Genomic DNA, 23,507 nt, shown 5'->3' with positions numbered 1-23,507 from the left:
CAAGCTCCCATATCTGGATAATTGCTTCAAATTGCGTGGAGCGCCCAGCAGGAGCACTATATGCCCTGCGAAGAAGCTGCGATTTCAAGGGGAGGCTGGGGCTGTTAAACCCAATCTGACGAGTTCAGAGCCAACCCCACAACCTTTGAAGCAATTGCAAATTGTGGATGTGTTCATTTCGTAGAGTAGAGTGGTATAATTGTGTTAGGTTATCTTCGAATTATAGAGTGGATTTCTATGGTACAAGGGGCTGCCTCCGACGCGGAAAGGAAAATCATAGCCATTCTCAAGGTCTTGAGTGAGTCCTCTGAGCCACTTGGTTCAATCACCATCGCTCGGGAACTAGAACGCCACGGAATTTTATTGAGCGAGAGGGCCGTTAGATACCACCTCAAAATAACGGACGAGCGAGGCTATACGCAGCCTCTGGGCCGAGATGGCCGAATGATCACATCCCTGGGGCTTGAGGAACTGCGGATGGCGCTGGCGCCCGATCACGTCGGCTTCATTCTAGAGAGGCTTGAGCTCTTGGCGTTTCGTACTACATTTGACCCAGCTAAGCGAACCGGGCAGGTGGCCATCAACACTTCGCTCTTTGACAAGGATAGGTTCAAGACAGCTCTATTAGCTATGAGGGAGGCGTTTAAGGCTGGGCTATGCATCAGCGACCTTGTAGCAGTAGCGTCGGAAGGTGAGAAGCTGGGCGATGTGATCATACCCAGCGGGAAAGTGGGCTTCGCTACCGTATGTAGCGTGACCATAAATGGGGTCCTGCTCAAGACAGGCGTCCCGATAGAGTCCAGATTTGGCGGGGTGCTCGAGATTAGGGATGCGAAGCCGAGGCGCTTTGTGGCCATAATAAACTATGGAGGAACGTCCCTCGATCCCTCTGAGCAGTACATCCGCGCCAGAATGACGAGCGTAGGCGAAGCCGCCAGAACAGGCAATGGCAAGATACTAGCCAATTTCCGAGAAATACCAGCAGCGTCGAGGTCAATTGTCGAGGGGGTCACTGCCAAGCTAAAAGAGGCTGGCATCGGTGGATTATACGTCTTGGGCAACACCAGCCAGCCCGTTTGCCAGATTGCGGTGGGTGTGAATCGAGTTGGTATGGTGCTGCTTGGTGGGCTGAATCCGGTGGCCACAGCAGTGGAGGCAGGAATCGAGATCGACAACATCGCTGAAAGCGGAATGATTGATTTTCAGCGGCTCGTGAGTTTTTGGCAGCTATAAGGTGAGCATCCTATGAAGGACCTTGACTGGCCGACTGTGGGGGGTTTGAAGGCTTCTGGTACATCTCCTGACCTGGCCTGGGGGGTTAAGCTGCCTGTGATTCCTGTTGTCTGAGTCCGGTTAGATTCCGGGTGCACTATTTCTGGGGCTTATCGACTTCGCTATCTCATTGATGATCGTGGGGACAGCCTCCTGCAAGGAGGGCGTGAGTTCCTCACCAAAGGTGTAGGGGTCCTCTACTTCGACGGCGTAGATCTTCAGGTCTGTGGGTATGACTGTGCCCAAGGCGCGCCCCATCTCTAAAGCGAGGGCTAAGTCTACATCATGAGGCGATGCTAGCCTGGGTGTTGACCTGAGGTCATCAAGACCAAGCTGGTAGAGGCTACCGACCTTTCCTCCTGCGGTCTTGATGGCATCGATAAGGATCACCCGGTCGTAACCCTCCATCAGGTCGAGAAGCCCTAGCCCTGCCGCGCTAGATTCCACCAGATCGATCCCTTCCCCCTTGACTGCTTCGTAGACCCCACGGGCCACACGCCAGCCAACCCCATCATCGCTGAGGAGAGGATTACCAAGTCCTAGAATGAGGGTACGCATAGCTAATCCCTTTTTAAGCGCTGAATCAGCTCTCTGTGGTGATTGTAGATGCTGACCTCTAAGGGCATCTGGCCGGGCAGGGCATGGGTAGCGCAGGCGAGACATGGATCGTAGGGTCGGAAGGCCATCTCAATCATGTTGAGCAGCCCCTCGGTGACGATAGTTCCGGCCTTGATCAGCGCCTGGGCTGCCTTCTTCACTGATATACAGATAGCCGCATTGTTGTTCACTGTGGCTACGATCAGGTTAACCTCTTTGGTTATGCCCCGCGCGTCAGTCTTATAGTGGTGGAACAGTGTTCCGCGGGGAGCTTCGACCACGCCAACACCCTCGGTTGGTGTGGCTGTGGGCAGCGTCCTGATTTGCGTGCTGGTAATCTCAGGATCGTGGGCTAAAGTACGTAGCCTTTCAGCCGCATAGAGCAGCTCGATCAGGCGAGCCCAATGGTTAGCCAGGTTGGCGTGTACTGGCTTGCCTCCTAAGGTGCTGTACATGCGCTCGTACTCGGCCTGGGCCAGGGGCGTGGCCATGCCCTCAGCCGCGTTGAGTCTGGCTAACGGCCCGACACGGTAAATGCCGCTCTCCTTGCCTCCACTGAGCCCCCTCCAGCCAACCTGCTTAAGGTAAGGAAATTTCAGATAGCTCCAGGGTTCCACGTGTTCGCTTATGTGGGAGAGGTAGTCGGCCGGCTTGAACTTGGCCTTTTCCTTCCCCTCCGGATCGACCACGCGGATGTCGCCTTCGTAGAAATTCACCTTGTTGTTGCCGTCAACCAGCCCCATATAGTAACTGACCATATGGAAAGCCTCGCTCAGGATGAGGTCAAGGTATTCCCTATTTTGGAGGACAATGTCATCAAATATTTTAAGCGAGAGATTGGCAAATGCCACGCAAGATGCGGCCTTCTCCTCGATCTCACGGCGCTCCTCCTCGCTCAGTCCCTTACTCACACCACCTGGTAATCCCCAGGTAGGATGGGTGGCCTTGCCGGCCAGTAGGGCCTGTATCTGCTGGGCATAGGCGCGATGTTTGATCACCTCGCGGCCGGTCTCCAACCCGACTTTGGAGATCACCCCCAGGATGTTACGCTGGGTCGGATCAGCCTGGGGCCCAACCACGAAATCGGGGGCGGCCAGGGCATAGAAATGGGCGATGTGGCTGTGAATATAGTGAGCGGAGTAAAACAGCTCTCTTAGTTTCTTGGCCGCCGGCGGTGGCTCCACGTGGTAAACAGCGTCTGTGGCCTTACACGAGGCCATATGATGTGCCCCTGGTCAGACACCACAGATACGAGGGGTGATACGTGGCAGCTCTTCTACTGGCCGGTCCTGGCAAAATCGCTCGAAGCCACGTAGCTCAGGTACCTGAAAGTAGGCCTCAGCTACATCTCCGGCCTCGTCCAGAAAAATTTCAATCTTGCCGTGTCCCTCAAGCCTGGTTATGGGATCGATGGTGATCGTTCTCATACCCTTGCCCTCCTTAAGGTGGAGCTTGGTAGTCCAAAACGATAAAAGGTTCCCAGAGGGTCCTCGATTTGATCCACAATCTTGGCGATCTCCTCGGGATCGTTGCTGTCAATGATGGAAGCTACCGCACTGAGGAGCTTACTTCCTTGATCCACTGCGCCAGGTGGTGGCCCATAACACCCTCGGCAGGGTAGATTGGCATTCAAGCATCTGGTCCCACAGCCACCACGCGTGGCTGGCCCACAACAAACGATTCCCTGTTCCAGAAGACATCTTTCGGGATCAGGGACGACCAGGTGCGGGCGCACAAAAGATCTAACCTTCTTTTCTTCCTTGAGCCGTTTGCACTCATCGCAGACTGTTTTGTCCGAAGCGCCGATAACGGCTGGTGGTGGGGGCAACCGTCCCTCGACGATAGCCGCTATCACTGCCTCAATCTGGTGGACGGCCGGAGGACACCCCGGCAGGTAATATTCGACCGGAATGATCTGAGGTAAAGTTTTAACCGTATCGTAGAATTGGGGGAGCGTTAATTCCCCGGCGGGGATCGGCCAGCGCACTTGAGGGAATACCCCCTCTTTATTATCGGTAGAGGGGGTATCCTTATATACCAACTGAAAGATGCTTTGGCGGCCGGCCACGTTAGCCAGTCCGGGAATACCTCCCAGCCAGGCGCAGGAACCGAAGGCGACCATCACTTTTGACTTCGCGCGCAGGAGCGCGGCAAGGTGTTCGTGTTCGGAGAAGCGAATCGCTCCGTTGTAGAAGCAGATATCTATCCCTTTATCCTCGATGGCCTCCACATCGGTATACTTGAAGTCCATAGCGATCGGCCAGAGAAGGATGTCGGCTACAGCAGCCACATCGAGGATCTTTTCATTCAGATCGAGTACGGCTACGTCGCAGCCGCCACAGCTAGCGGCCCAGTAAAACGCCAACTTGAGCTTGCTCATGATGCTCCTCAACTATCAGGTTTTGGCCCCAATCCAGTGGGCCTAAGGACCTTATGGCCTCGGTCATCTCGCCGACTACCTTAGCCCATTTCGCCCCCTCACCAGCTGAGACCCACTCCAGGCGCAGGCGCTCTGGCTCGAGTCCGAATTGAGCCAGCATCTTCTTCATCAGAAAGAAGCGACGCATGGCCTTGTAGTTGCCCTCACTGTAGTGACAATCACCGGGATGGCATCCGGCGATTATGATGCCATCGGCGCCTGCGGCGAAGGCTCTCACCACGAAGGTCGAATCAATCCTCCCTGTACACATCATGCGCACAACGCGCACATTGGGAGCATGAACCATCCGCGATGTCCCAGCCAGGTCCGCCCCACTATAGGCGCACCAATTACATAAGAAACCGATGATCCTGGGTTCAAAGTTCGTGGACATAAGGGCACACCTCCTCTAAGTGGCGATCGAAACCGGTTCACTTTCCATCAACAAGGCCTCTATCTCGGCCAGAATCTGTTGATCGGTGAAATGGCTAGCCGTGATGGCCCCGGATGGGCAAGCTGCTGCACACGTGCCGCAACCTCTACATAAGGCCGTATTGACTTGAGAGATCCTCTTTTCCTCGTCGAAGGTGATGGCCGAATAAGCACACAGTTCCAGACAGGTCTTGCAACCACTGCAAATCTCGGCGTTGATCTCGGCCACTAGTGGCTCGATAAGCACCCGACCACGACCCAGGAGGGAAAGGGCTTCCGCCGCAGCGGCGTTGGCGTGAGCTACAGTATCGGGTATATCCTTTGGGCTTTGGCAGGTGCCAGCGAGGAAGATACCGTCGGTATTGGTGTGGAAGGGGCGCAATTTGGGATGTGCTTCCATGAAGAAGCCATCCTTATCACGCGACACACGGAAGATCCTGGCCACCTGCGCTGTATCAGCCCGATGGATCAGACCAACTACTAAGACTACCAGATCAACGCGCAGAATCAATGGTCGTCCTAGGCCGGTATCTTCGGCTTTCACTACCAGGTGTCCATCCTGCTGGACTACTTCAGCTCCTCTGCCGCGGATGAAAATCACTCCCTCCCGCTGCACCCGTTCATAAAACTCCTCATATCCCTTACCCCCAGCCCGGATGTCTATGTACAGCTCATAGACATCGGCGCCTGTCTTTTCTTTCACCAGATGGGCCTGCTTCATGGCATGCATGCAGCAGAGCCTGGAACAGTAGGGGAGAGCGTGGGAGTCACGACATCCCACGCAGTGGATGAAGGCCACACTCTTGGGTACTTCGCCGTTGGACAGGACAATGTTCCCTCCGGTGGGGCCGGAGGCACTGCACATTCGCTCAAAGGCCATGCTATCGATGATGTTAGGGAAACGCCCATAGTTGTATTGAGGTAGGACGCGTGGATCGAAGAAGTCATGGCCGGTAGCCAGGATGATCGTTCCCACTTTCAGGTCAACATACTCTTCCTTCATATCGTGGGCTATCGCCTTCGGACCGCAAACGGCCTCACACTGGAGACACTCTGCGCATACAGCACAATTCAGGCATCGTCCGGCCTCCTTGAGGGCCACCTCCTGACTGAGCCCCAGGGTGGTTTCCTGGAAATTATGGACTCTCTCTTTGAGGCTCAGCTCGGCTATCTGGGCTCTTGGCTTACACTCGATCTCCTCTGTTACCTTCTTCTTGACGATCTTCTCAGCTGGGATCTCAAAGACCCGCCCTTCTATTAGATCTTCCAGACTCAGGTATCTGTCTATAGACTCTGCGGCCCTCTTCCCAGCAGCGATGGCCTCGATCACCGTCGCCGGGCCGCTCACCACGTCACCACCGGCGAAGATGCCAGGCACATTGGTGGCCAGGGTCTGGGGATCCACGGTGATGGTCCCCTGTGGGGTAGTGGCCAGGTCCATATCCAGGAAGGATAGGTCAGGCGATTGACCGATGGCTATAATGAGGGTATCCATTCCCAGGGTGAACTCAGAACCTGGGATGGGTATCGGCCGTCGCCGGCCGCTTTCGTCTATCTCGCCCAGGGCCATGCGGAGGCATTCTATCCCCACCACCTTCCCGTTCTGCCCCAACACCTTCGTTGGGGCAGCTAGAATATGAAATTGTACCCCCTCTTTTACTGCCTCCACAACCTCTTCTCTGAGCGCTGGCATCTCCTCTTGGGTGCGGCGGTAGATGATGGCCACCTCCTTCGCCCCCAGGCGAAGGGCAGAACGAGCAGCATCTATAGCCGTATTGCCCCCGCCGATAACGCCCACCCTCTGCCCGGTCAGATCAATCTGTTTCCCCAGATTCACCTCCCTGAGAAAGGTTAGGCCGTCAAAGACCCCGTTCAGGTTCTCGCCAGCGATAGCGAGGCGCTGGCTTCTCTGGGCACCGACAGCGATGAAGATCGCACTATAGCCCTGTTCGAAGAGACTGGAAAGCTTCACCTCCCGGCCGATAGGGCTGTTGGTCCTGATCTCTGCCCCTAAGCCCTCGATATAGGCGATCTCTTTCGCCAATATCTCCTTAGGCAGACGATAGGGCGGGATGCTCGTAGCCAGCATGCCTCCCGCCAGGGGCAGGGCTTCAAAGACAGTGACGCCATAGCCCTTTTGGAGGAGATGATAGGCGGCCGATAGTCCTGCTGGTCCTGCCCCGATGACGGCCACCCTCTCTGCCTTAGTCCTCTCTAAGGGGACGGAACGTCCATCGGTATGGTCGGTGACGAAGCGTTTGAGGGCACAGATGGCAATGGGTTCATCCGCCTCTCTCCTGGTACATTTATCCTCACAGGGATGATGGCACACCCGCCCGCAGACGGCTGGAAAGGGATTGTCCCGCCGGATCAGATCGAGGGCCTCCTTAATCTTGCCCTGACCGATAAGAGCCACATAGCCCTGGGCATTCACCTCTGCCGGGCAAGCAGCGCGACAGGGTGGTATACCCTCCTTTTGAATGATATAGGCGCCGGGTACAGCTTGGGGGAACAGACGGTAGATGGCTTTCCTTTGCCCCAAACCGTGGTCAAAATGGTGTGGCACCTCTACCGGACAAGGCGAGACGCACTCTCCACAGCCAGTACATTTCTCCAGGTCCACATAGCGAGGGTTCTTTTTGACCTTGACCTCGAAGTTTCCCACGTATCCTGTCACCGCTACGACCTCGCTACAGGTCAGGAGCTCGATATTTTTCTCTCTGGCCAGGTTCACCATCTTCGGGGTCAGGATACAGGCGGAGCAATCAAGGGTGGGGAAGGTCTTGTCTAGCTGGGCCATGCGCCCTCCGATGGAGGACTCTTGCTCCACCAGATACACTTTATAGCCAGGCGTAGCAATGCTCAGGGCGGCCTGGATGCCAGCGATGCCACCCCCTACCACCAGCGCGGCCGGTTCTACCTCGACCTCTCTCTCCTCTAGCGGTTCCTGCCAGACCACGCGTGCTACAGCGGCACGAATCAGTTGCTTGGCCTTTTGTGTGGCCATGCCCACGTCGTGCGTGATCCAGGAACACTGTTCCCGAATATTAGCGATGCCCAGGAAATAGGGGTTAAGCCCGGCTTCGGCGATGACGGCCCTGAAGGTGAACTCATGCATCAGGGGAGAACAGGCAGCGACAACGACTCGTTCTAGCCCTAAATCTTTAATGTCTTGCTTAATTATCTCCTGTCCAGTGCTCGAGCACATATATCTATAGTCACGAGCCACCACGACGTTGTCCAACCTAGCAGCGAACTGGGCTGCGTCAGTTACAGCGACCGTCCCGGCAATATTGGTGCCGCAGTGACAGATATAAACGCCTACCTTTGCCTTACGCATAACCGTCTATACCTCCTCTTTAAGGACTGGCGGCGAGATCGGCTCCCTGGAAGGCGGGGGAGCGGCTCGCTTTCAGCTTGGTCAACAGCCTGTCCACAGAGACGATGTTATGGGCAAGTTGCAGATCCTCCTCTCCCAGGCCGAAGGCCAAACCGATGAGCTGGGTGAAGTATAGGATGGGGATGTTGAATGAGACCTTGAGCTTGGCCGCTGCTTGAGACTGGAAGGCATCCAGATTCAATTGACAAAGAGGACAGACCGTGATGACACAGTCGGTGCCTACGGCCGGAAGCAGAAGGTCGCCGATCAACTTCAAACCGATCTCCTTGCGCGTCGTGGTCAAGGCGCCGCCGCAACACTTCGTTTTTAAGAGGTAAGGCACAACTTCCGCCCCCAGGGCGATGATAAGCCGATCCATTGTCACCGGAAGATCAGGGCCATCGAATTCGGCATAAGGGCGGACGATCTGGCAGCCATAATAAGGGACTACTCTTAGTCCCGTAAGCTTTCGTCGCATCCTTTTGGCTATCTTTTCCAGTCCTATGTCGTTAACCAGGACATCCAGCAGATGACGCACCCGTACCGTCCCGGCATAGTGCAGTTTCATAGCGCCCAGGATAATATCCAGTTTCTGCTGCAAAGTGGGATCACGCCGAATGTGCTCCTTGACCCGAAAGAGATTCAGAAAGCAGGAGCTGCACGTGGCCACCAGTTCATACCCCTTCGCCTCAGCCAGAGCCAGGTTGCGGGCGGGCAGGGCGATGGAAAGCAGATAACTGACAGCCTCAACGTTGGTGGCTCCGCAGCAGTTCCAATCCTCCAGCTCCTTCAGTTCAACATCCAGTTCGCGCATCACCGCTCTAGCCGAAGTGTTGTACTCGCTGGCCATAACCTGTAGCGAGCAGCCAGGAAAGTAGGAGTATTTCATTTTTGTCCCTCCAGCTCGGCGACCTTACGGAAAAGGATTGCCAGGTCGTTCTTCCTTTTCATTTCGATAGGGATCAAGGATAACTTACCCTTACGCCAAAGGGCCAACCCCAGAGGTGCCCGCTCCAACAGAGAGAAGGGATCTTTTCTCCCCAGATAGATAGCTATGAATTCTACTTCGTGCATACGACCGTGTCGGCGTATCGTTTCCACAAAAGCTTTGTAGAAACGGGCTATCCTCTCCCGTCCCCTGATCCCCTCAGCCATGGCTAACCGTTTCAGGCTGCTCATCGTCTCGGTCAAGGCGATCCCCCGGGGGCAGCGAATGGTGCAGGAATAGCAGGAGGTACACAGCCAAAAAGTGGTGCTGTTGAGTACAGCCTCCCTCATCCCCACCTGAATCAGCCTCCATAACTGACGAGGGGTATAATCCATCGCATAAGCGGTTGGGCAAGAGGCGGTACAGGTGCCGCATTGGATGCAGGTGAGCAGCTTCTCCCGATCCGGCGTAACCGTTTCGGCGAAGTGGTGATCGAGCATCTCCCTCTCTAGCTCGAAGGTTTGTAGATTCATCGCCCAACTCCTTCGGGGCTTTTCCCCTATCATCAAGGTCTTACTGTATGGGGACGCGCCATCCTTCTCTTACAAGATAGCATATGAAAGTAACATTTGGGGTTAATAAAGGTTAAGGATTGGTAACAAATTTCGCTCTAAGAAAAACCTGACTATCGCCGGGGGCTGTTGTGGGAAGGGTTTATGGCCACCGTAGGAGGGAGTCGACTGGGGAAAGGGGGCATTAGGGGATTTTACAAAATTGGTAGCCGATCCCTCGGGCTGTTCGGATGTATTTGGGATCGTGTGGATCGTCCTCAATCTTTTCGCGCAAGCGGGCGATATGCACCTTCAGGGTATCCGTCTCATCCCGATAGCCATAACCCCAGACCTTGGTCAGCAAAGTACCGTAGGGGAGGATGCGTCCTGCATTGCGCACCAGATGAAACAACAAACTATATTCGATGGCCGTAAGTTTCACTGGCTTCCCCCGGAGGGTTACCTCGTGAGAAGCAAAGTTGATCGTCAAGTCGCCGCTGCTGAAATCGGGGGCAGCGGTCAGTGGAAGAGGCATCTCAGCGCGGCGAAGCACAGCCCTCACCCGTGCCAGCAGCTCCAACGGACTGAAAGGCTTTGTTATGTAATCGTCGGCCCCGATCTCTAAGCCCTTCACCTTGTTCAATTCTTCGCCCCTTACGGTGAGCATCAATATAGGAATATCGGATATTTGGCGAAGACGACGGCAGACCTCAAAGCCGTTCATTCCTGGCAGCCCAATATCGAGGATCACTACATCTGGGCATTCGACACAAAACAGGTCTAAGGCAGACTCGCCGCTATGGGCCGCTATAACCTGGCAATCCGGCCAGTGCAGCTTGAAGGTCAGTGTAACCACCTCAACTACGTCAGGTTCATCATCGACTACCAGGACTTTCATCGTCTCCTCCTTGCGGTAAGGTGAAGAAAATGGTGGTGCCTTGCTCTGTCTCATCCCCCAGCCATATCCTGCCCCCATGCAGCTCCACGATGGCCTTGGCGATGGAGAGTCCCAAGCCCGTTCCGCCGCGTGGAGCGGTCTTGGCCCGCCGACCGCGATAAAACTTCATAAAGATGTGCTCTCGCTCAGCTAGAGGGATACCTGGGCCAGTATCGCTGACCTGAACTATGATGTCCCCATCCCCGGCGTGGGCCGCAATACGAATGGATCCACCCCTGGGGGTGTACCTGTGGGCGTTGGAGAGAAGGTTGGTCAGAATCTGTTCTACCCTGCGTCGATCGGCCCTAACTGGCAGAAGGGTGAGGGACAGTGCAAGATCCAGGGTTTGCTCCTTGGCGACCATAAGCGGCTTGAAAAGTTCACTCACATCGCCAATGACTTGTTTGAGATCGAGAGGCTCCAGCCTTAGATTTACCTGTCGGCTTTGCAGCCAGGCCATATCGAGCAGGTCGGCCACCAGCCCCTTCAAACGTTCGGTGTTGCGGCTGATGTTATGCAGCAACTTGGCCTCGGCTTCGCTGAAGCCATCCGCTTTCTCTGCCAGGAGGAGATCGGTCGAGGCCTTGATTGAGGTAAGGGGAGTGAGCAGATCATGAGAGATGGCCATTAGAAACTCCGATTTTAATCGGTCAGCCTCCTCCCAAGCTTTGGCTTGACTAGCTTCCTTGAGTAAGCGAGCGTTCTCCAGGACGATAGCGATGTGGGCCGCTATAGCCTGTAACAGTTGCAGGTCTTCCGGCTGGAAGGCACCCGGCTGTCTCAAATTGATCAGGAGAAGGCACCCACTGCTGCCGTCGTGGGCTTGCAGGGGGGCGCATATGGCGCTTTGTGGCTGGCGTAAACCGGTTCGTGCTCTTTCAAAAAGGATTTGGTTTTCGCTGCTCATGTTTTCGATGGCGAGGGCCACATCCCGAGGGGTACAGTAAAGCATAGCCTGTCCGGCCTGAAAGGTCTTACCTACGATGGCCTCGCCCGGCTTCAATCTTGCTTGAGAGAGTGGCTCCACTTGATAGCCAAGAGAGGACTTAGCTACCAAGGCCTCCTTTTCTGGATCATACAGGAAAAGGGCTCCTGCGTCGGCGACGTCGAAGGCGTCTACAGCCCTCTCTAACACCTTGGCGAAGAGGGTTTCCAGATCAAAGCTGGTGGTCAACGTCATAGCGATCTCCAATAAGGCGGCCAGCTCTCTTGTTCGCTGCTTCACTCTATTTTCCAGCTCCCTATTCCATGCCTCTATTTCTTCCCGGGACCTCTTCAATCTCCCTCTCATTTCCTCGAAGGCACGGCTCAGCCTCCCAATCTCATCAGCTCCTCCTACTGTAAGCTGGCCATCGAGCTGGCCAGCGGTAATCCTATGGGCCGCTACAGTAAGGGCATTCAAGGGATGCACCACGCTACGGGTGGTCGCCCAGGCCAGCAGTATAGCGCTCAGGAGGGCAATTATGCCGAAGGCTAACATTTGCCACTGGAACCTTTTGGTGGGGGCGAAAGCCTCCTCTTCGCTCTGTTGGATAGTTACACCCCAGGGAACAGTAGATAAGGGGGCAAAGGCCAGCAATTCCTCACTTCTAGCCTGATTCCCACCGACATGGTGACAATCGTGGCACGTTCCCACCATCGTTTTCCTCTCGCTGATGAGGGCAGCGAAACGGCCACCGTGATCGCTGCGCTCAAACAAGCGCTCCGCACTGGTGCTGGCTAGAATAGTCCCGTTCATATCGATGATCTGAGCGTAACCGGTCTTCCCTGGAGCTAAAGGCTGGATGAGGTCGGCGAGGCTGGGCTGGGTGAGGTCAATGTACCCGATGATCACCCCTGAGATGCGGCCGGCGCTATCTCGGAGAGGAGTGGTAAGGGAGAGGGCCGCCCTTTGGTTGACTAGAGAGGCGACCGGGCCGGCGATACCACCTCTTCCTGAAAGGAGGATGGTATTGATGTAGGGAAGTTCTAGAACATTCGACCCTATTGTTTGGGGGGAGTAGGGTTCGGTCAAGAGTACTGTGCCCCCGGTGTTAATAAGAACGATGCCACCGCTAAAGATGCCGGAATAGTGATAGAGGTCCTTGAGCATCATCCTGGCTGATTTAGGACCATCGTCTTGATGGAGATCGCTGGGCTCAAGGGAGGCCGTCCTTTCTAGCAGGTCGAGGGACTGCTGGAAGTTGCGGTCGAGGTATCGGGCGGCTTGCTCAGCGATGGTGAGGCGGCCTTGCGTAATTTCGCTTATGCTCTCGTTTATAGAGCGCATGGCCAGGAAGGTGAAAAAGCTGAGGTTGAGAGCCATCCCCAAAAGAACATAGAGGATGATCTTCTTTTGTAGTCCCATGCGGCTGAGAAATGTGGGCAAAAACATTGGCTGCCTCCCCTTGAAGTTTAACATAAAAATCTGGCCTGAAAAACCCTACAGGCTGTAATTGTCGAAATATAGCATTTATCGCGCTAAACTATATGTAATTGCGAACCAATTTTGCGATAATGTTGACTATTTGCGAATTAAGTGGTATATTATTGATATGGCTAATAAACGCATCGATGGCCTGGATCAAAAGATTATAGCCTCTCTGCGCGAAAATGGGCGGAAGAGTAACAGGGATTTGGCCCGGGAGATAGGGGTCACAGAGGCAACCATACGCAAACGCATAAGAGGCTTAATCGAGCGGGGGAGTATGCACATTGCTGCTCTAACCAATCCCTTCCACTTGGGCTACAACGTTAACATGCTCGTAGGCATCCAGGCGGAGCCGGCTCACCTAGAGGAAATTGCGCACAAAATCGCTGAGCTGAGGCAGGTCAGGTTTGTGAGCATCTCGGCTGGTAGGTACAACATAGTTGCTGTTGTCCTATTCACTTCGAGTGATGACCTTCTCGACTTCCTAACCAAGAAACTAGCCGCGATCCCCGGGATCAAGGGCGTAGAGACCTCCCAATATCTGAAGGTAACTAAGCGAACATATGACTGGGTACCTGTTAGTCAATCTGGGAGCTAACCTCCCGAATTTGATTGTGGCCGCTCGGAGAAGGTAAAGATGACTGAGGGCAGCGTGTACATCGATTTCGACAAAGTAGAATGGTACTATGGCGAGGGGAACTGGCAGGAAAAGGTTGTGGTGTCCCCAGAACTGGGGGCTGGGAAACTGTCGGTTGCATACGTCATCTTTGGATCAGGGGGCTCCACGCATGATTATCACGTCCATGAGGATTTAGATGAGGCTGTTATCGTCGTGGATGGGGTCTTGGATGCGTTCAAGCAGTCATCAGAGGGTGAGATCCGAGTCCCATTGAAGAGGGGTGATGTGTTTTTTACGCCACGTGGCACTCCACATCGTTTCGCAAACCCATATCTAGAGCCTGCTACTGCTATTGCGGCTAAGGCCATACTGTAGTTGGCTATACTTCGTGGTTGGGCGCGGCTTTCAGGAGGCGATGGGTAGCACGCAGGGGAGGTGAGATAGGGAATTTAAGTTGAGGCGAACAGTTGAAGAGGGGTGACAACAGCGCGTAGCGCATGGAGGCAGTCGGCCCAAAGGATAGTTTTTTGATCGACCCAACGGAAGGAGTAAGACAATGGAAGAGGTTGATAGGCTACAAGGTTTGTTCAGCCAAGGGAAGATAAGCCGCCGAGAGTTCATCGTGCGAGCTGCGGCCTTGGGTCTCTCCGTATCTAGTATAGCGGCCTTTCTCTCAGCCTGTGCCCCACCGCCGGCCGCACCGACACCGACGCCTGTGCCTCCCAAGGCCCCTACACCTACTACGGTACCTGCGCCGCGAGCGGGAGGTGCGTTAGTTATAGCCAAAGAGGCTGAAGCGGTGGGCTTTGATGCACACACATCCATAGGCTTTTCTGCACGCGAGATCATCGAGCACCTGTATAGCGGTCTGGTGCGGTTGGATGAGGGGAATAAGGTCATTCCTGACCTGGCTGAATCTTGGGATACTTCACCAGACGGGTTGAACTACACCTTTCACCTGCGCAAAGGGGCCAAGTTTCACAATGGTCGGGAGGTTACGGCGGAAGACGTCATCTACAGCATCGATCGCATAAGGGATCCCGCGCTCAAGTCGTACTACACCAGTCGGTTCGACCTGGTTAGTAAGTACGAGGCTACTGACAAGTATACCGTGCGGTTCACACTCAAGGAGCCTTATGCTCCTTTTCTGGGCTTCTTAGCCGGTGGAGTTGGCGGAACGCAACCCATGGTGGTAGCCCATGAAGTGGTGAAACAGTATGGGAACCTATTGGAGCATGATGGTGGTGCAGGGCCCTTCATGCTTTCCGAGTTCGTCCGTGACAACTTCACTAAGTTGGTGAAGTTCAAGGATTACTTTGAGAAGGGGCTCCCCTACCTGGATGGCCTCACCTTCCAAATCATGCCAGATGAGACCTCAAGGATAGCCGCCGTACGTACTGGAAGAGCTCAGCTAACCCTCGCTCGTTTGCCGGAGAGCGTGGCAGCAGTGAAGGGAGATCCGAGTGTAGTTCTCATCGAGCAGATGGCCGGAAACTATTATGCCCTGGGCATCAATTGCGCGCGATCCCCATTTGATAAACAGGAGGTGAGGGAGGCCCTCAGTTGGGCTATTGATAGACAGGAGATCATCGCAGGGGCAGTTGGTGGCAGAGCCACCCTCCTGGGCCCTATTCCTCCGGCGTATGCTGAGTGGTCGTTGCCAGCCGATGCATATCCATCCTACAAGCGCAATGTGGCCAAGGCCAAGGAGCTACTGGCGAAAGCTGGCTACCCAGCTGGCTTTAAGACCACCATTATGGCCTCCCAGCAGTATCCTCTCCAGGTTGCAAATGCTCAGATAATTCAACGCCAGTTGAAGGAGGTGGGCATTGAGGCGGAGATAGTTCTCACAGAGTGGGCCCAGTACATCAAGAATTGGCGTGCCAGAGATTTCAATTTGTTTAGCGCGCTCGATAGCCTTTCTCCTGAACCCGGCGAGCTAGCCCACCATTATGCCTCTTGGGGACCAGCGAACGTGTATGGACTGAAGAGTCCGGAGGCTGATGCGTTGATGCGGAAGGGGCAAACCACGGTGGATCCTGCGGAACGCAAGAAAATCTACAACGAGCTTCAAAAGGTTCTTGTACAACAGGCTCCAAAACTGTGGTTGTACTCTCCTCCTGTCGTCGAAATAGCTTCACCCAAATTGAAGGGTTACAAGCCGTTGGCCCTTGAGTGGAGGTTGCTCCTGCGGAAGGCGTGGCTTGAGGCCTAGAGAACTAGCCTGGCACTTTGCCCTCTAGTAAAGTGGGGTATCGGCTCGCTTGCATCGTGAAACACGATGCAAGCGAGCCGAATAGTGGGCTCCTTGTCAGCTCAACTACAGTCATATGGTGCGATTGGGCCATAGCCATATTAACCAAACAGACAGGTTCTCGAGATGACCGCGTATATTGCTAAGCGTCTATTGATGATGATACCCATTCTGCTGGGTGTCTCCATAATAACTTTCCTTGTTATGCGTCTGCTACCTGGTAATGTGGTAGAGGTACTCATCGGTACTAACCCTGATATACCCCGCGAGCGAATCCTTGAGTTCGAGAGAATGCTCGGTCTGCACAGGCCTCTCTATATCCAGTATTTTGATTGGCTATCGCATGTAATAAGAGGCGACCTGGGTCACTCGCTAAGAACTGGGCGGCCAGTACTGGCCGACATCCTGCAAAGGCTGCCACTCACTGCTGAGATTGCTATCGCTTCCTTAATCATTGCCCTGAGCATTGGCCTGCCTGCTGGTATCATATCCGCTGTGAAACGTAACAGTCTTGTGGATCTGGTAACCCGACTTGTCAGTTTAGTGGGCTTATCCTTGCCTAACTTTTGGCTAGCGACCATGTTGATTCTCCTTGTATCCTATCTGTTTCATTGGCTTCCCCACCTGGGCTGGGTGGGCTTGCTGGAAAGCCCTGTCGAAAATATCCAGATAATTATTTTGCCATCGCTTGCCTTAGGTGTGGTAACCGCAGCCATTGTAATGCGTATGGTTAGATCCTCTTTCCTAGATGTATACACCCGAGATTACATACTTACGGCCAGAGCGAAGGGCTTGACAGAGCGAATAGTGATATACCGACATGCTTTGAAGAATGCTCTCATCCCTGTCGTCACCGTTGTAGGCGTTCAGATGGGTTATCTATTAGGTGGGACTATCATAGTTGAGGAGATATTTGGACTTCCTGGCGTAGGACGATTGGTTCTGTATGCGATCTACCAGCGTGACTACCCCCTCGTTCAGGGGGGCGTGTTGTTTGTGACCGTAGTCTTTGTGTTAGTAAACCTGGTGGTGGATATCCTGTATGCCTATTTAGATCCCCGCATTACTTACGAGTAGGTCTGGTGAACTTCTATGTCAACTATCCTTAAGGCGCAGACCACTGAATGGCGTAGGGGAGATCTAAGCAGGATTAGATTGTTGTTTTTAATGATCCAGCGGAATTCTATCGGCACCGCGGGAGGTATCGTCGTCTTAATAACGGTACTGGTGGCAATCTTAGCGCCTTATATCGCACCTCAGGACCCGAACGCTATGAACATCCAGTGTCGATTACAGCCACCAAGTGCAACCTTTCCGCTGGGCACAGATAGCTTCGGCCGGGATATCCTCGTTAGACTGATATACGGGGCGCGGATTTCCCTCTGGGTAGGTATATTAGCAGTGGCCATAGCCTTGACTGCTGGCGCTTGGGTTGGCTTGATAGCTGGATACTATGAGGGGATCATCGGTATGGTGCTCATGCGAACGATGGACGTGATTCTTTCCTTTCCGGCCATTTTACTGGCCCTATTTGTGACGGCTATCTTGGGACCCAACACTACAAATGCTATGCTAGCGATCGGGATAGTGTTTATACCCACATTCGCCAGGTTAGCGCAGGGTTCGGTGCTCTCAGAGAAACGAAAGGAGTTCGTTGAGGCGGCCAGAACAATAGGGGCTACAGACGCCCGTATTATTCTTTTTCATATCTTCCCCAATGTCGTCACCCCTTTAATTGTACAGGCGACCCTTAGTTTTTCTTGGGCAATTTTGACCGAGGCGGCTTTAAGCTTTCTAGGGCTTGGTACACAACCCCCTACGCCGTCTTGGGGAGCAATGCTGAGCGCGAGTCGACAATTTATGCTGACGGCTCCTTGGACAGCGATATTTCCAGGAGCAGCGATCATGGTCACCGTATTAGGGTTCAATTTACTGGGAGACACCTTGAGAGACATCCTAGATCCACGGCTGCGGACCTTGATGGAAGCCTAGCACTCTTCGCTAGCTATGGTGTGCAATAATGGTGATTGAGTCGAGAATATTGTGGATTTTGAGCCTCCGAGGAGTGTACCTATATCCATGGCGTTACTATCTTGATTGATGGAGGGTATCTGGCTTATCTGCGACGTGACTAGCGCTGGTAAAACGAGTATACCTCGCCTTGTGGCTTTAGGCGGCGTAGGAGGTCAAGATGAGCATGAATGACTTCGAATACGCGCTTGTGCAGACGGGTGACGCCTCTGCCGGCGGTATAGCCATTGCTACAGTAAACGTGACACCGATCCATAACAAGGAAGCGAACCTAGAAAAATATGTGTCGTTCATACGCAAGGCTGGGGAGTTAGGGGCGAACCTGATCGTGTTCCCAGAGCAGGCTTTGCAAGGATATTTATGGGAAACGGAACACACTTTGACACTGAGCCCAGAAGTTTTCCAGTATCACTATCAGAATGCTGAAACGATCCCAGGGGAAGCGACAGCGATCCTGAGGCAATATGCAAAACAATACGATCTCTACATAGTCATGGGACTTACCGAAGTTTCGCCTACATATGCTGGAGGTACAGGAGCCCTATTTAATAGCACAGCGTTGATAGGCCCAGGTGGTGTTATAGGAGTGTATAGAAAAGTTCATCAGCCGGGAGCGGAGCTCCATATCTATCGAGCCGGTAACGCCCTCGATGTCTATGACACTCCTCTGGGGCGGATTGGCATGCTGATCTGCTACGATGTAGCTTTTTCCGAGACGTGCCTCATTTATGCCATAAAGGGGACTGATATACTTGTGTTCTCCACGGCCTGGACGTACTCGGGCCCTCTAACGGTAAATGGTATCACGGTAGAGGACTATCAGGGGTATCTCTATGATACTTTCGTAAAATGTCGAGCTGCGGAGAACCAAATATGGTTCGTTGCCTCCGACTGTGCCGGGCGGGATTGTAAGATGCCATGGCACTTCTATGGACATAGCCGGATCATCAATCCCAGTGGGATAGTCATCGCCGAAATAGCAGACGAGGAAGGGATGGCCATAGCTCACGGGCTCAAGATCAAAGAGGAGATCCTGGCGGCCAGGACCAGCTACTTTGCTGGACTTAACATACTGGCGGATCGTGTACCTGAGCTGTATGGGGCTATCAGCGATCCGAATCTCATCTATCCTCCTGATCGCCAGATTGATCCGTGATTGAGTGGGTGTATGGGTATTGTAGTTAAGCAAAGAGCTCAAGCTAAGGTCAAAAGGATACAAACGGTACTCGGGGGCTGCTTGCCGGAGGAACTTGGTGCCACGGCGATGCATGAACACCTCCACATTGATTTGGGGAGGAGACCAAGTAGTGCTGAAAGAAGGGCACAGGAGCTGGAGTTTGCGATTAACGGTATGCAAGAATTTAAAGCAGCCGGGGGAAAAACAGTAGTTAGTGTAACGAGCATCGGCATGGGCCGGGACGCCCACTTTCTACACAGTGTCAGCAAGGCGACAGGAGTGCATATTGTTGCTGGCACCGGCTTTTATCAAGGCCCCTTCCTCCCCAACTATTTGAAAGAGATGAGTATCGATGAAATCGCCCAAATTTTCACTCATGATCTCGCCGATGGGATCGATGGCACTAGTATTAAGGCTGGCATTATCGGCGAAATCGGCAGTTCCATCAACCAGATCACCGCGCTCGAAGAAAAGGTTCTGCGCGCTGCGGCGAGGGCCCACCTGAGAACCGGAGCAGCCATCTCTACGCACACGGGCTATGGCACGATGGGGCTAGAGCAGCTGGATATTCTAGAGAATGAGGGTGCTGATTTGAGGCGTGTAATTATCGGACATTCTGATATCAATCCTGATCTTGATTATCATCTAGCTATCGTGCAGCGTGGGGCGAACCTTGAATATGATACGATAGGGAAGGAGAAATGGAGCAACTTGAATGGCCGGATTTATAATGTCCCGGATGACCAAAGGATTCGCCTGATCACGGCCATGGTGAAAATGGGATATGCAAACCGATTGTTCTTTTCTTCGGACATCATGATGGAAAAATATGAGGAAGAGCAGAAACTTAATCCTGAGACTCTGGGCCGTTTCCGGTTTGCATATATTCTAAGGGGCTTCATCCCTAAACTGCTGGCGGCAGGTATTGATACGTTTACTGTGCACACTATTCTACACGAGAACCCTAAGCGTGTATTGCCATTTTGACCTGTTAGGTTTCAAGGCGAGAAAGGGATCGAAAAACGGGGGGAGGGATAGCGCCTTTTGGGCAGGTTCTAGATATGCCCCTTGCTTCAAAACCCTAAGACCGGGGCAGGGGTTGTTGAAAAAACTTGCTTGAGGAGGTCTACAGTGCCTAAGGTCTTTGTGATATATGAGTTAAAGCCCGAAACGGACCCAAGGAAATACGAAGAATGGTCGACCGAATCTGATCAGCCAACCATGAGGGCGGCTGCATCGGTCTTGGGCCTCACCCTGTACAAAGTGCTACCTAAAGCGGGAGAGATGGAAAAACGCAAGTATATCGAGGTCATTGATGTAAGCAGTCTACAGGATTTTGAGAGAGACTTGCAGACACCTGAGGTGCGGAAGACCAGCGGCGAATGGCTTGCCCAAGTTAACGCTGATTTTCAGATCATCTACGCAGAGGAAGTTGGGCAAAAATGAAGATAGGAATTTTTACGGTGCTCTTCAACGAGAAGCCGCTGGAAGAGGTGGCGCGGTACGTCGCTAGCTTAGGCTACGAGATGGTAGAACTGGCGGCCTGGCGGGGTAGCAACCATCTAGATATCGATCGGACAGTCAGCGATAGAGTCTACGTGAGGAGCATTAAGGACATGTTGGCTCGATATAACCTTACCATCTCCGCCGTCAGTAACCACTTGGAAGGGCAACTGGTCCTTGGGCCTCTGAACGAAAGCACCGACGGCTGGGCGCCGATCAAGGACCCTGACGAGAAGGTTAGGTATGGCATGGAGCGGATGAAGAAGACTGCTCAAGCCGCCTCTGCCTTGGGGGTGCCCGTGGTTAATGGTTTCACTGGTTCCCATGTGTGGGGGCACTGGTACATCTTCCCGCCAGCCAATGAGCAGATATACGAGCGTGGATGGGAGCTATTTGCTGAGCGTTGGAACAGTATCCTCGACACTTTCAAGGAGTACGGGGTAAAGTTTGCCCTGGAGGTGCACCCCACCGAGATAGCCTACAACATTGAGACGGCCGAACGGGCCGTTAAGGCCCTCGATGGTCGCCCTGAGTTTGGTTTTAACTTCGATCCCAGCCACCTCGTCTGGCAGTTGATCGATCCCGTGATCTTCATCAAGAAATTCGGCAAGCGGATCTATCACGCCCATGCCAAAGATTCAGAACTCCAAGCGGACGAGTTGCCTAGGTCAGGTGTTATCCCCACCGGTGCTTGGACACGCCCTGACCGAGGGTTTCGCTTCCGTTGCCCCGGTTGGGGTGAGGTGAACTGGCGGCGCGTTATGACCGCCTTGCTCGCTGTGGGATATGATTATGTCCTCTCCTACGAGCATGAGGATCCGGTGATGTCCAGGGAGGACGGTGTCGAGAAATGCATCCAGTACCTGAAACCGCTGATCATCAAGAAGCCCTTGGAGGTGGTTTGGTGGTAAATCAGCGCCTTGAGGGGGAGGAGGCTAGACATGGGTGAGGAAAAGACGGACTTCATGACTAGGGGTGAGACACAGCCCTTGGCTGTAGAGATCCCTGAGATCGGTGTAGGTATGCTTGGCTATGCCTTCATGGGTAAAGCGCATTCAAACGCCTACAAGAAGATGCCGTACATCTTCTGGCCACCGCCCGCCATACCCAAACTGGTGGCCATCTGTGGCCGATCCGAGGAAGCCGTGCGCGAAGCAACACGCAGGTACGGCTTCGAGGGCTACTACATGGATTGGCGGGAGATGCTCAGGGATGACCGTATCCAGCTTTTCGATAACTGTGCCTCCAACGATATGCACGCCGATCCCTGTATCGCTGCCGCTGAGGCGGGCAAGCATGTCTTTTGTGAGAAGCCACTGGCTGGATCTGCACCCGAAGCGCTGAGAATGTTAGAGGCGGTGAACAAGGCCGGAGTGAAGCACGCTTGCGCCTTCAACTACCGGTTTGTCCCAGCCATCCGCCAGGCACGGTTGCTCATCGAGCAAGGAGCCTTGGGACATATCCATCACTTCCGGGCATGCTACCTCCAAGAATGGCTCACTGATCCCAAGTACCCTTTGGTCTGGCGGTTGGACAGAAGGATTGCTGGTAGTGGGGCATTGGGGGACCTTGGAGCTCACATCATCGACCTGGCTCGTTTTCTGGTGGACGAGCCTAAGGCGGTCAGTGGATTGCTGACGACCTTCGTCAAGGAGCGACCACTACCGGGTGATCCAGAAAGAATGGGTAGGGTAGACGTGGATGATGCCTTTGCAGCAGTCATCGAGTTTCAGAACGGCGCAGTGGGCACCCTAGAGGCCTCCCGCTTCTGCCCTGGCAGGAAGAACTATGAGGTCATTGAAATCAACGGCTCCAAAGGGAGCATCGCCTTCGATCTGGAGAGGCTCAATGAGCTAAGGGTTTACCTGATCGATACCCAACCTAGGGAGATAACAGGTTTCCGCGAGGTTCTAGTGAGTGAGTCATACCATCCCTTCTGGGCGAGCTGGTGGCCACCTGGACATATGATCGGATGGGAACACAGCTTCGTTCATGAGCTATATCATCTGATCGACGCCATCGTTAACGATAAGAGCGTAGCTCCCTATGGCGCCACTTTCGAGGACGGCTACAAGTGCGCTGTGATCTGTGACGCCATCGCTGAATCAGCGAGGACGGGGAAACGGGTGGAAATTCAGTATTAGCTAAGGTCGCTACGCTCCTTTTCAGGGATAACGAGGTAAATAAGTAACAGTTTCTATTGAGGCAATACGTAGGCTATGGCTGGGGCGACGATTGTGCTTGATTTATCCAACCTATATTCTATACTTAGGGCACCGAGGGAGATCAAGCAAGATGGCTGAGCCGAAAACGTCGGCGACACTAGCGGATATCCAGCGAGTAGTCCAGCAGATCGTGGAGCGATTCCACCCCCAGAAGGTGTTCTTGTTCGGTTCCTACGCCTACGGAAAACCGACGCCCGACAGCGATGTGGATTTGCTGGTAATGATGGAGACACTGCTGCGGAACGTGGAACAGGCCGTGGAGATTCGTAAGGCGGTTGACTTCCCGTTCCCAACCGACTTGCTGGTTCGTACCCCCCAGCAAATTGCTGAGCGCTTGGCAGTGGGGGATGTCTTTCTGCGAGAGGTGCTCACGAAAGGCGTGGTGCTCTATGAAGCCAATGACACAGGAGTGGACTGAAAAAGCAGAGGGCGACTACAAAGTAGCAACCGCTCAGTGGCATACCAACGACCCTGTCTACGATGCGATTTGCTTTCACGCTCAGCAATGCGTGGAAAGGTATCTCAAGGCGTGGTTGGTGGAACGGGATGTAGACTTTCCCAAGACCCACGATTTGGAAGCACTGGCAAAACTTTGTCTGCCCTCGCTGCCGGAACTGGCTTTGCTGATGGACGGACTGCGTTTCCTGACCAGCTTTGCTGTAGAGATTCGCTATCCCAGCACCTTTGCCCAAAGGCAAGACGCAGAAGGATGCTGGCAGGCCGCCTTGCAAGCGCGCCGTCTCATCCGAGAGAAGCTGGACGCGCGAACCTGA

At 53.8% G+C, this 23,507-nt stretch carries 22 protein-coding genes; 13 read left to right on the top strand and 9 right to left on the bottom strand.

The features are described from left to right. Positions 1-237 precede the first annotated feature (237 nt). The gene (locus M1136_06015) at positions 238-1,233 is read left to right on the top strand and encodes an NrpR regulatory domain-containing protein (protein ID MCL5075194.1); all 996 of its coding nucleotides are present in this window, start codon (positions 238-240) and stop codon (positions 1,231-1,233) included. 120 nt (positions 1,234-1,353) lie between these two features. On the opposite strand, the gene M1136_06010 is transcribed toward M1136_06015, so the two are convergent. From M1136_06010 to M1136_05970, 9 genes are all read right to left on the bottom strand, one after another. Continuing rightward, positions 1,354-1,830 (bottom strand): hydrogenase maturation protease, encoded by a 477-nt coding sequence (locus M1136_06010; GenBank protein MCL5075193.1) that lies wholly within the window; start codon positions 1,828-1,830, stop codon positions 1,354-1,356. A 2-nt stretch (positions 1,831-1,832) separates the two neighbouring features. Beyond that, complete coding sequence (locus M1136_06005; GenBank protein ID MCL5075192.1) at positions 1,833-3,296, bottom strand: Ni/Fe hydrogenase subunit alpha; 1,464 nt, start codon at positions 3,294-3,296, stop codon at positions 1,833-1,835. Then, positions 3,293-4,249: an oxidoreductase gene (locus M1136_06000; protein ID MCL5075191.1), complete on the bottom strand. Its 957-nt coding sequence runs from the start codon at positions 4,247-4,249 to the stop codon at positions 3,293-3,295. The genes M1136_06005 and M1136_06000 overlap by 4 nt, the downstream gene beginning before the upstream one ends. Continuing rightward, entirely contained in the window at positions 4,212-4,682 is a 471-nt protein-coding gene (locus M1136_05995) for a hydrogenase iron-sulfur subunit (GenBank protein ID MCL5075190.1), read from the bottom strand. Before M1136_05995 ends, M1136_06000 begins: the two co-directional genes overlap by 38 nt. Positions 4,683-4,697: 15 nt before the next feature. Further along, positions 4,698-8,060, bottom strand: a complete 3,363-nt coding sequence (locus tag M1136_05990; GenBank protein ID MCL5075189.1) for an NAD(P)-binding protein — start codon at positions 8,058-8,060, stop codon at positions 4,698-4,700. 19 nt (positions 8,061-8,079) lie between these two features. Then, positions 8,080-8,988 carry a CoB--CoM heterodisulfide reductase iron-sulfur subunit B family protein gene (locus M1136_05985; GenBank protein MCL5075188.1) on the bottom strand — a complete coding sequence of 303 codons (909 nt, stop codon included), beginning with the start codon at positions 8,986-8,988 and terminating at the stop codon, positions 8,080-8,082. Then, the gene (locus M1136_05980) at positions 8,985-9,560 is read right to left on the bottom strand and encodes a 4Fe-4S dicluster domain-containing protein (GenBank protein ID MCL5075187.1); all 576 of its coding nucleotides are present in this window, start codon (positions 9,558-9,560) and stop codon (positions 8,985-8,987) included. Before M1136_05980 ends, M1136_05985 begins: the two co-directional genes overlap by 4 nt. A 223-nt stretch (positions 9,561-9,783) precedes the next feature. Continuing rightward, positions 9,784-10,476, bottom strand: coding sequence for a response regulator transcription factor (locus tag M1136_05975; protein ID MCL5075186.1), 693 nt, complete (start codon positions 10,474-10,476; stop codon positions 9,784-9,786). After that, positions 10,454-12,889 (bottom strand): ATP-binding protein, encoded by a 2,436-nt coding sequence (locus tag M1136_05970; protein MCL5075185.1) that lies wholly within the window; start codon positions 12,887-12,889, stop codon positions 10,454-10,456. The genes M1136_05975 and M1136_05970 overlap by 23 nt, the downstream gene beginning before the upstream one ends. Before the next feature lie 160 nt (positions 12,890-13,049). Between M1136_05970 and M1136_05965 the strand changes: the two genes are divergently transcribed. From M1136_05965 to M1136_05910, 12 genes are all read left to right on the top strand, one after another. Next, positions 13,050-13,523 carry an Lrp/AsnC family transcriptional regulator gene (locus M1136_05965; GenBank protein MCL5075184.1) on the top strand — a complete coding sequence of 158 codons (474 nt, stop codon included), beginning with the start codon at positions 13,050-13,052 and terminating at the stop codon, positions 13,521-13,523. 39 nt (positions 13,524-13,562) lie between these two features. Beyond that, complete coding sequence (locus M1136_05960; protein ID MCL5075183.1) at positions 13,563-13,919, top strand: cupin domain-containing protein; 357 nt, start codon at positions 13,563-13,565, stop codon at positions 13,917-13,919. A gap of 181 nt (positions 13,920-14,100) precedes the next feature. After that, positions 14,101-15,759, top strand: coding sequence for an ABC transporter substrate-binding protein (locus M1136_05955; GenBank protein MCL5075182.1), 1,659 nt, complete (start codon positions 14,101-14,103; stop codon positions 15,757-15,759). Positions 15,760-15,924: 165 nt separating this feature from the next. After that, positions 15,925-16,875 carry an ABC transporter permease gene (locus M1136_05950; protein MCL5075181.1) on the top strand — a complete coding sequence of 317 codons (951 nt, stop codon included), beginning with the start codon at positions 15,925-15,927 and terminating at the stop codon, positions 16,873-16,875. A 90-nt stretch (positions 16,876-16,965) separates the two neighbouring features. After that, complete coding sequence (locus tag M1136_05945; protein MCL5075180.1) at positions 16,966-17,790, top strand: ABC transporter permease; 825 nt, start codon at positions 16,966-16,968, stop codon at positions 17,788-17,790. A gap of 199 nt (positions 17,791-17,989) precedes the next feature. Next, a complete protein-coding gene (locus M1136_05940) occupies positions 17,990-18,985 on the top strand; it encodes a carbon-nitrogen hydrolase family protein (GenBank protein MCL5075179.1) in 996 nt (331 codons plus the stop codon). A gap of 12 nt (positions 18,986-18,997) precedes the next feature. Next, positions 18,998-19,993, top strand: a complete 996-nt coding sequence (locus tag M1136_05935) for a phosphotriesterase-related protein (GenBank protein ID MCL5075178.1) — start codon at positions 18,998-19,000, stop codon at positions 19,991-19,993. A gap of 144 nt (positions 19,994-20,137) precedes the next feature. Continuing rightward, positions 20,138-20,452 carry a hypothetical protein gene (locus tag M1136_05930; GenBank protein MCL5075177.1) on the top strand — a complete coding sequence of 105 codons (315 nt, stop codon included), beginning with the start codon at positions 20,138-20,140 and terminating at the stop codon, positions 20,450-20,452. Further along, a complete protein-coding gene (locus M1136_05925; GenBank protein MCL5075176.1) occupies positions 20,449-21,420 on the top strand; it encodes a sugar phosphate isomerase/epimerase in 972 nt (323 codons plus the stop codon). Before M1136_05930 ends, M1136_05925 begins: the two co-directional genes overlap by 4 nt. 54 nt (positions 21,421-21,474) lie before the next feature. Next, positions 21,475-22,653 carry a Gfo/Idh/MocA family oxidoreductase gene (locus tag M1136_05920; protein MCL5075175.1) on the top strand — a complete coding sequence of 393 codons (1,179 nt, stop codon included), beginning with the start codon at positions 21,475-21,477 and terminating at the stop codon, positions 22,651-22,653. A gap of 151 nt (positions 22,654-22,804) precedes the next feature. Further along, entirely contained in the window at positions 22,805-23,152 is a 348-nt protein-coding gene (locus tag M1136_05915; GenBank protein MCL5075174.1) for a nucleotidyltransferase domain-containing protein, read from the top strand. After that, entirely contained in the window at positions 23,124-23,507 is a 384-nt protein-coding gene (locus tag M1136_05910; GenBank protein ID MCL5075173.1) for a HEPN domain-containing protein, read from the top strand. Before M1136_05915 ends, M1136_05910 begins: the two co-directional genes overlap by 29 nt.

Source organism: Chloroflexota bacterium (genome assembly GCA_023475225.1).
Taxonomy (GTDB): Bacteria; Chloroflexota; UBA6077; order FW602-bin22; family JAMCVK01; genus JAMCVK01.
This window is presented reverse-complemented; position numbering and strand designations above follow the sequence as displayed.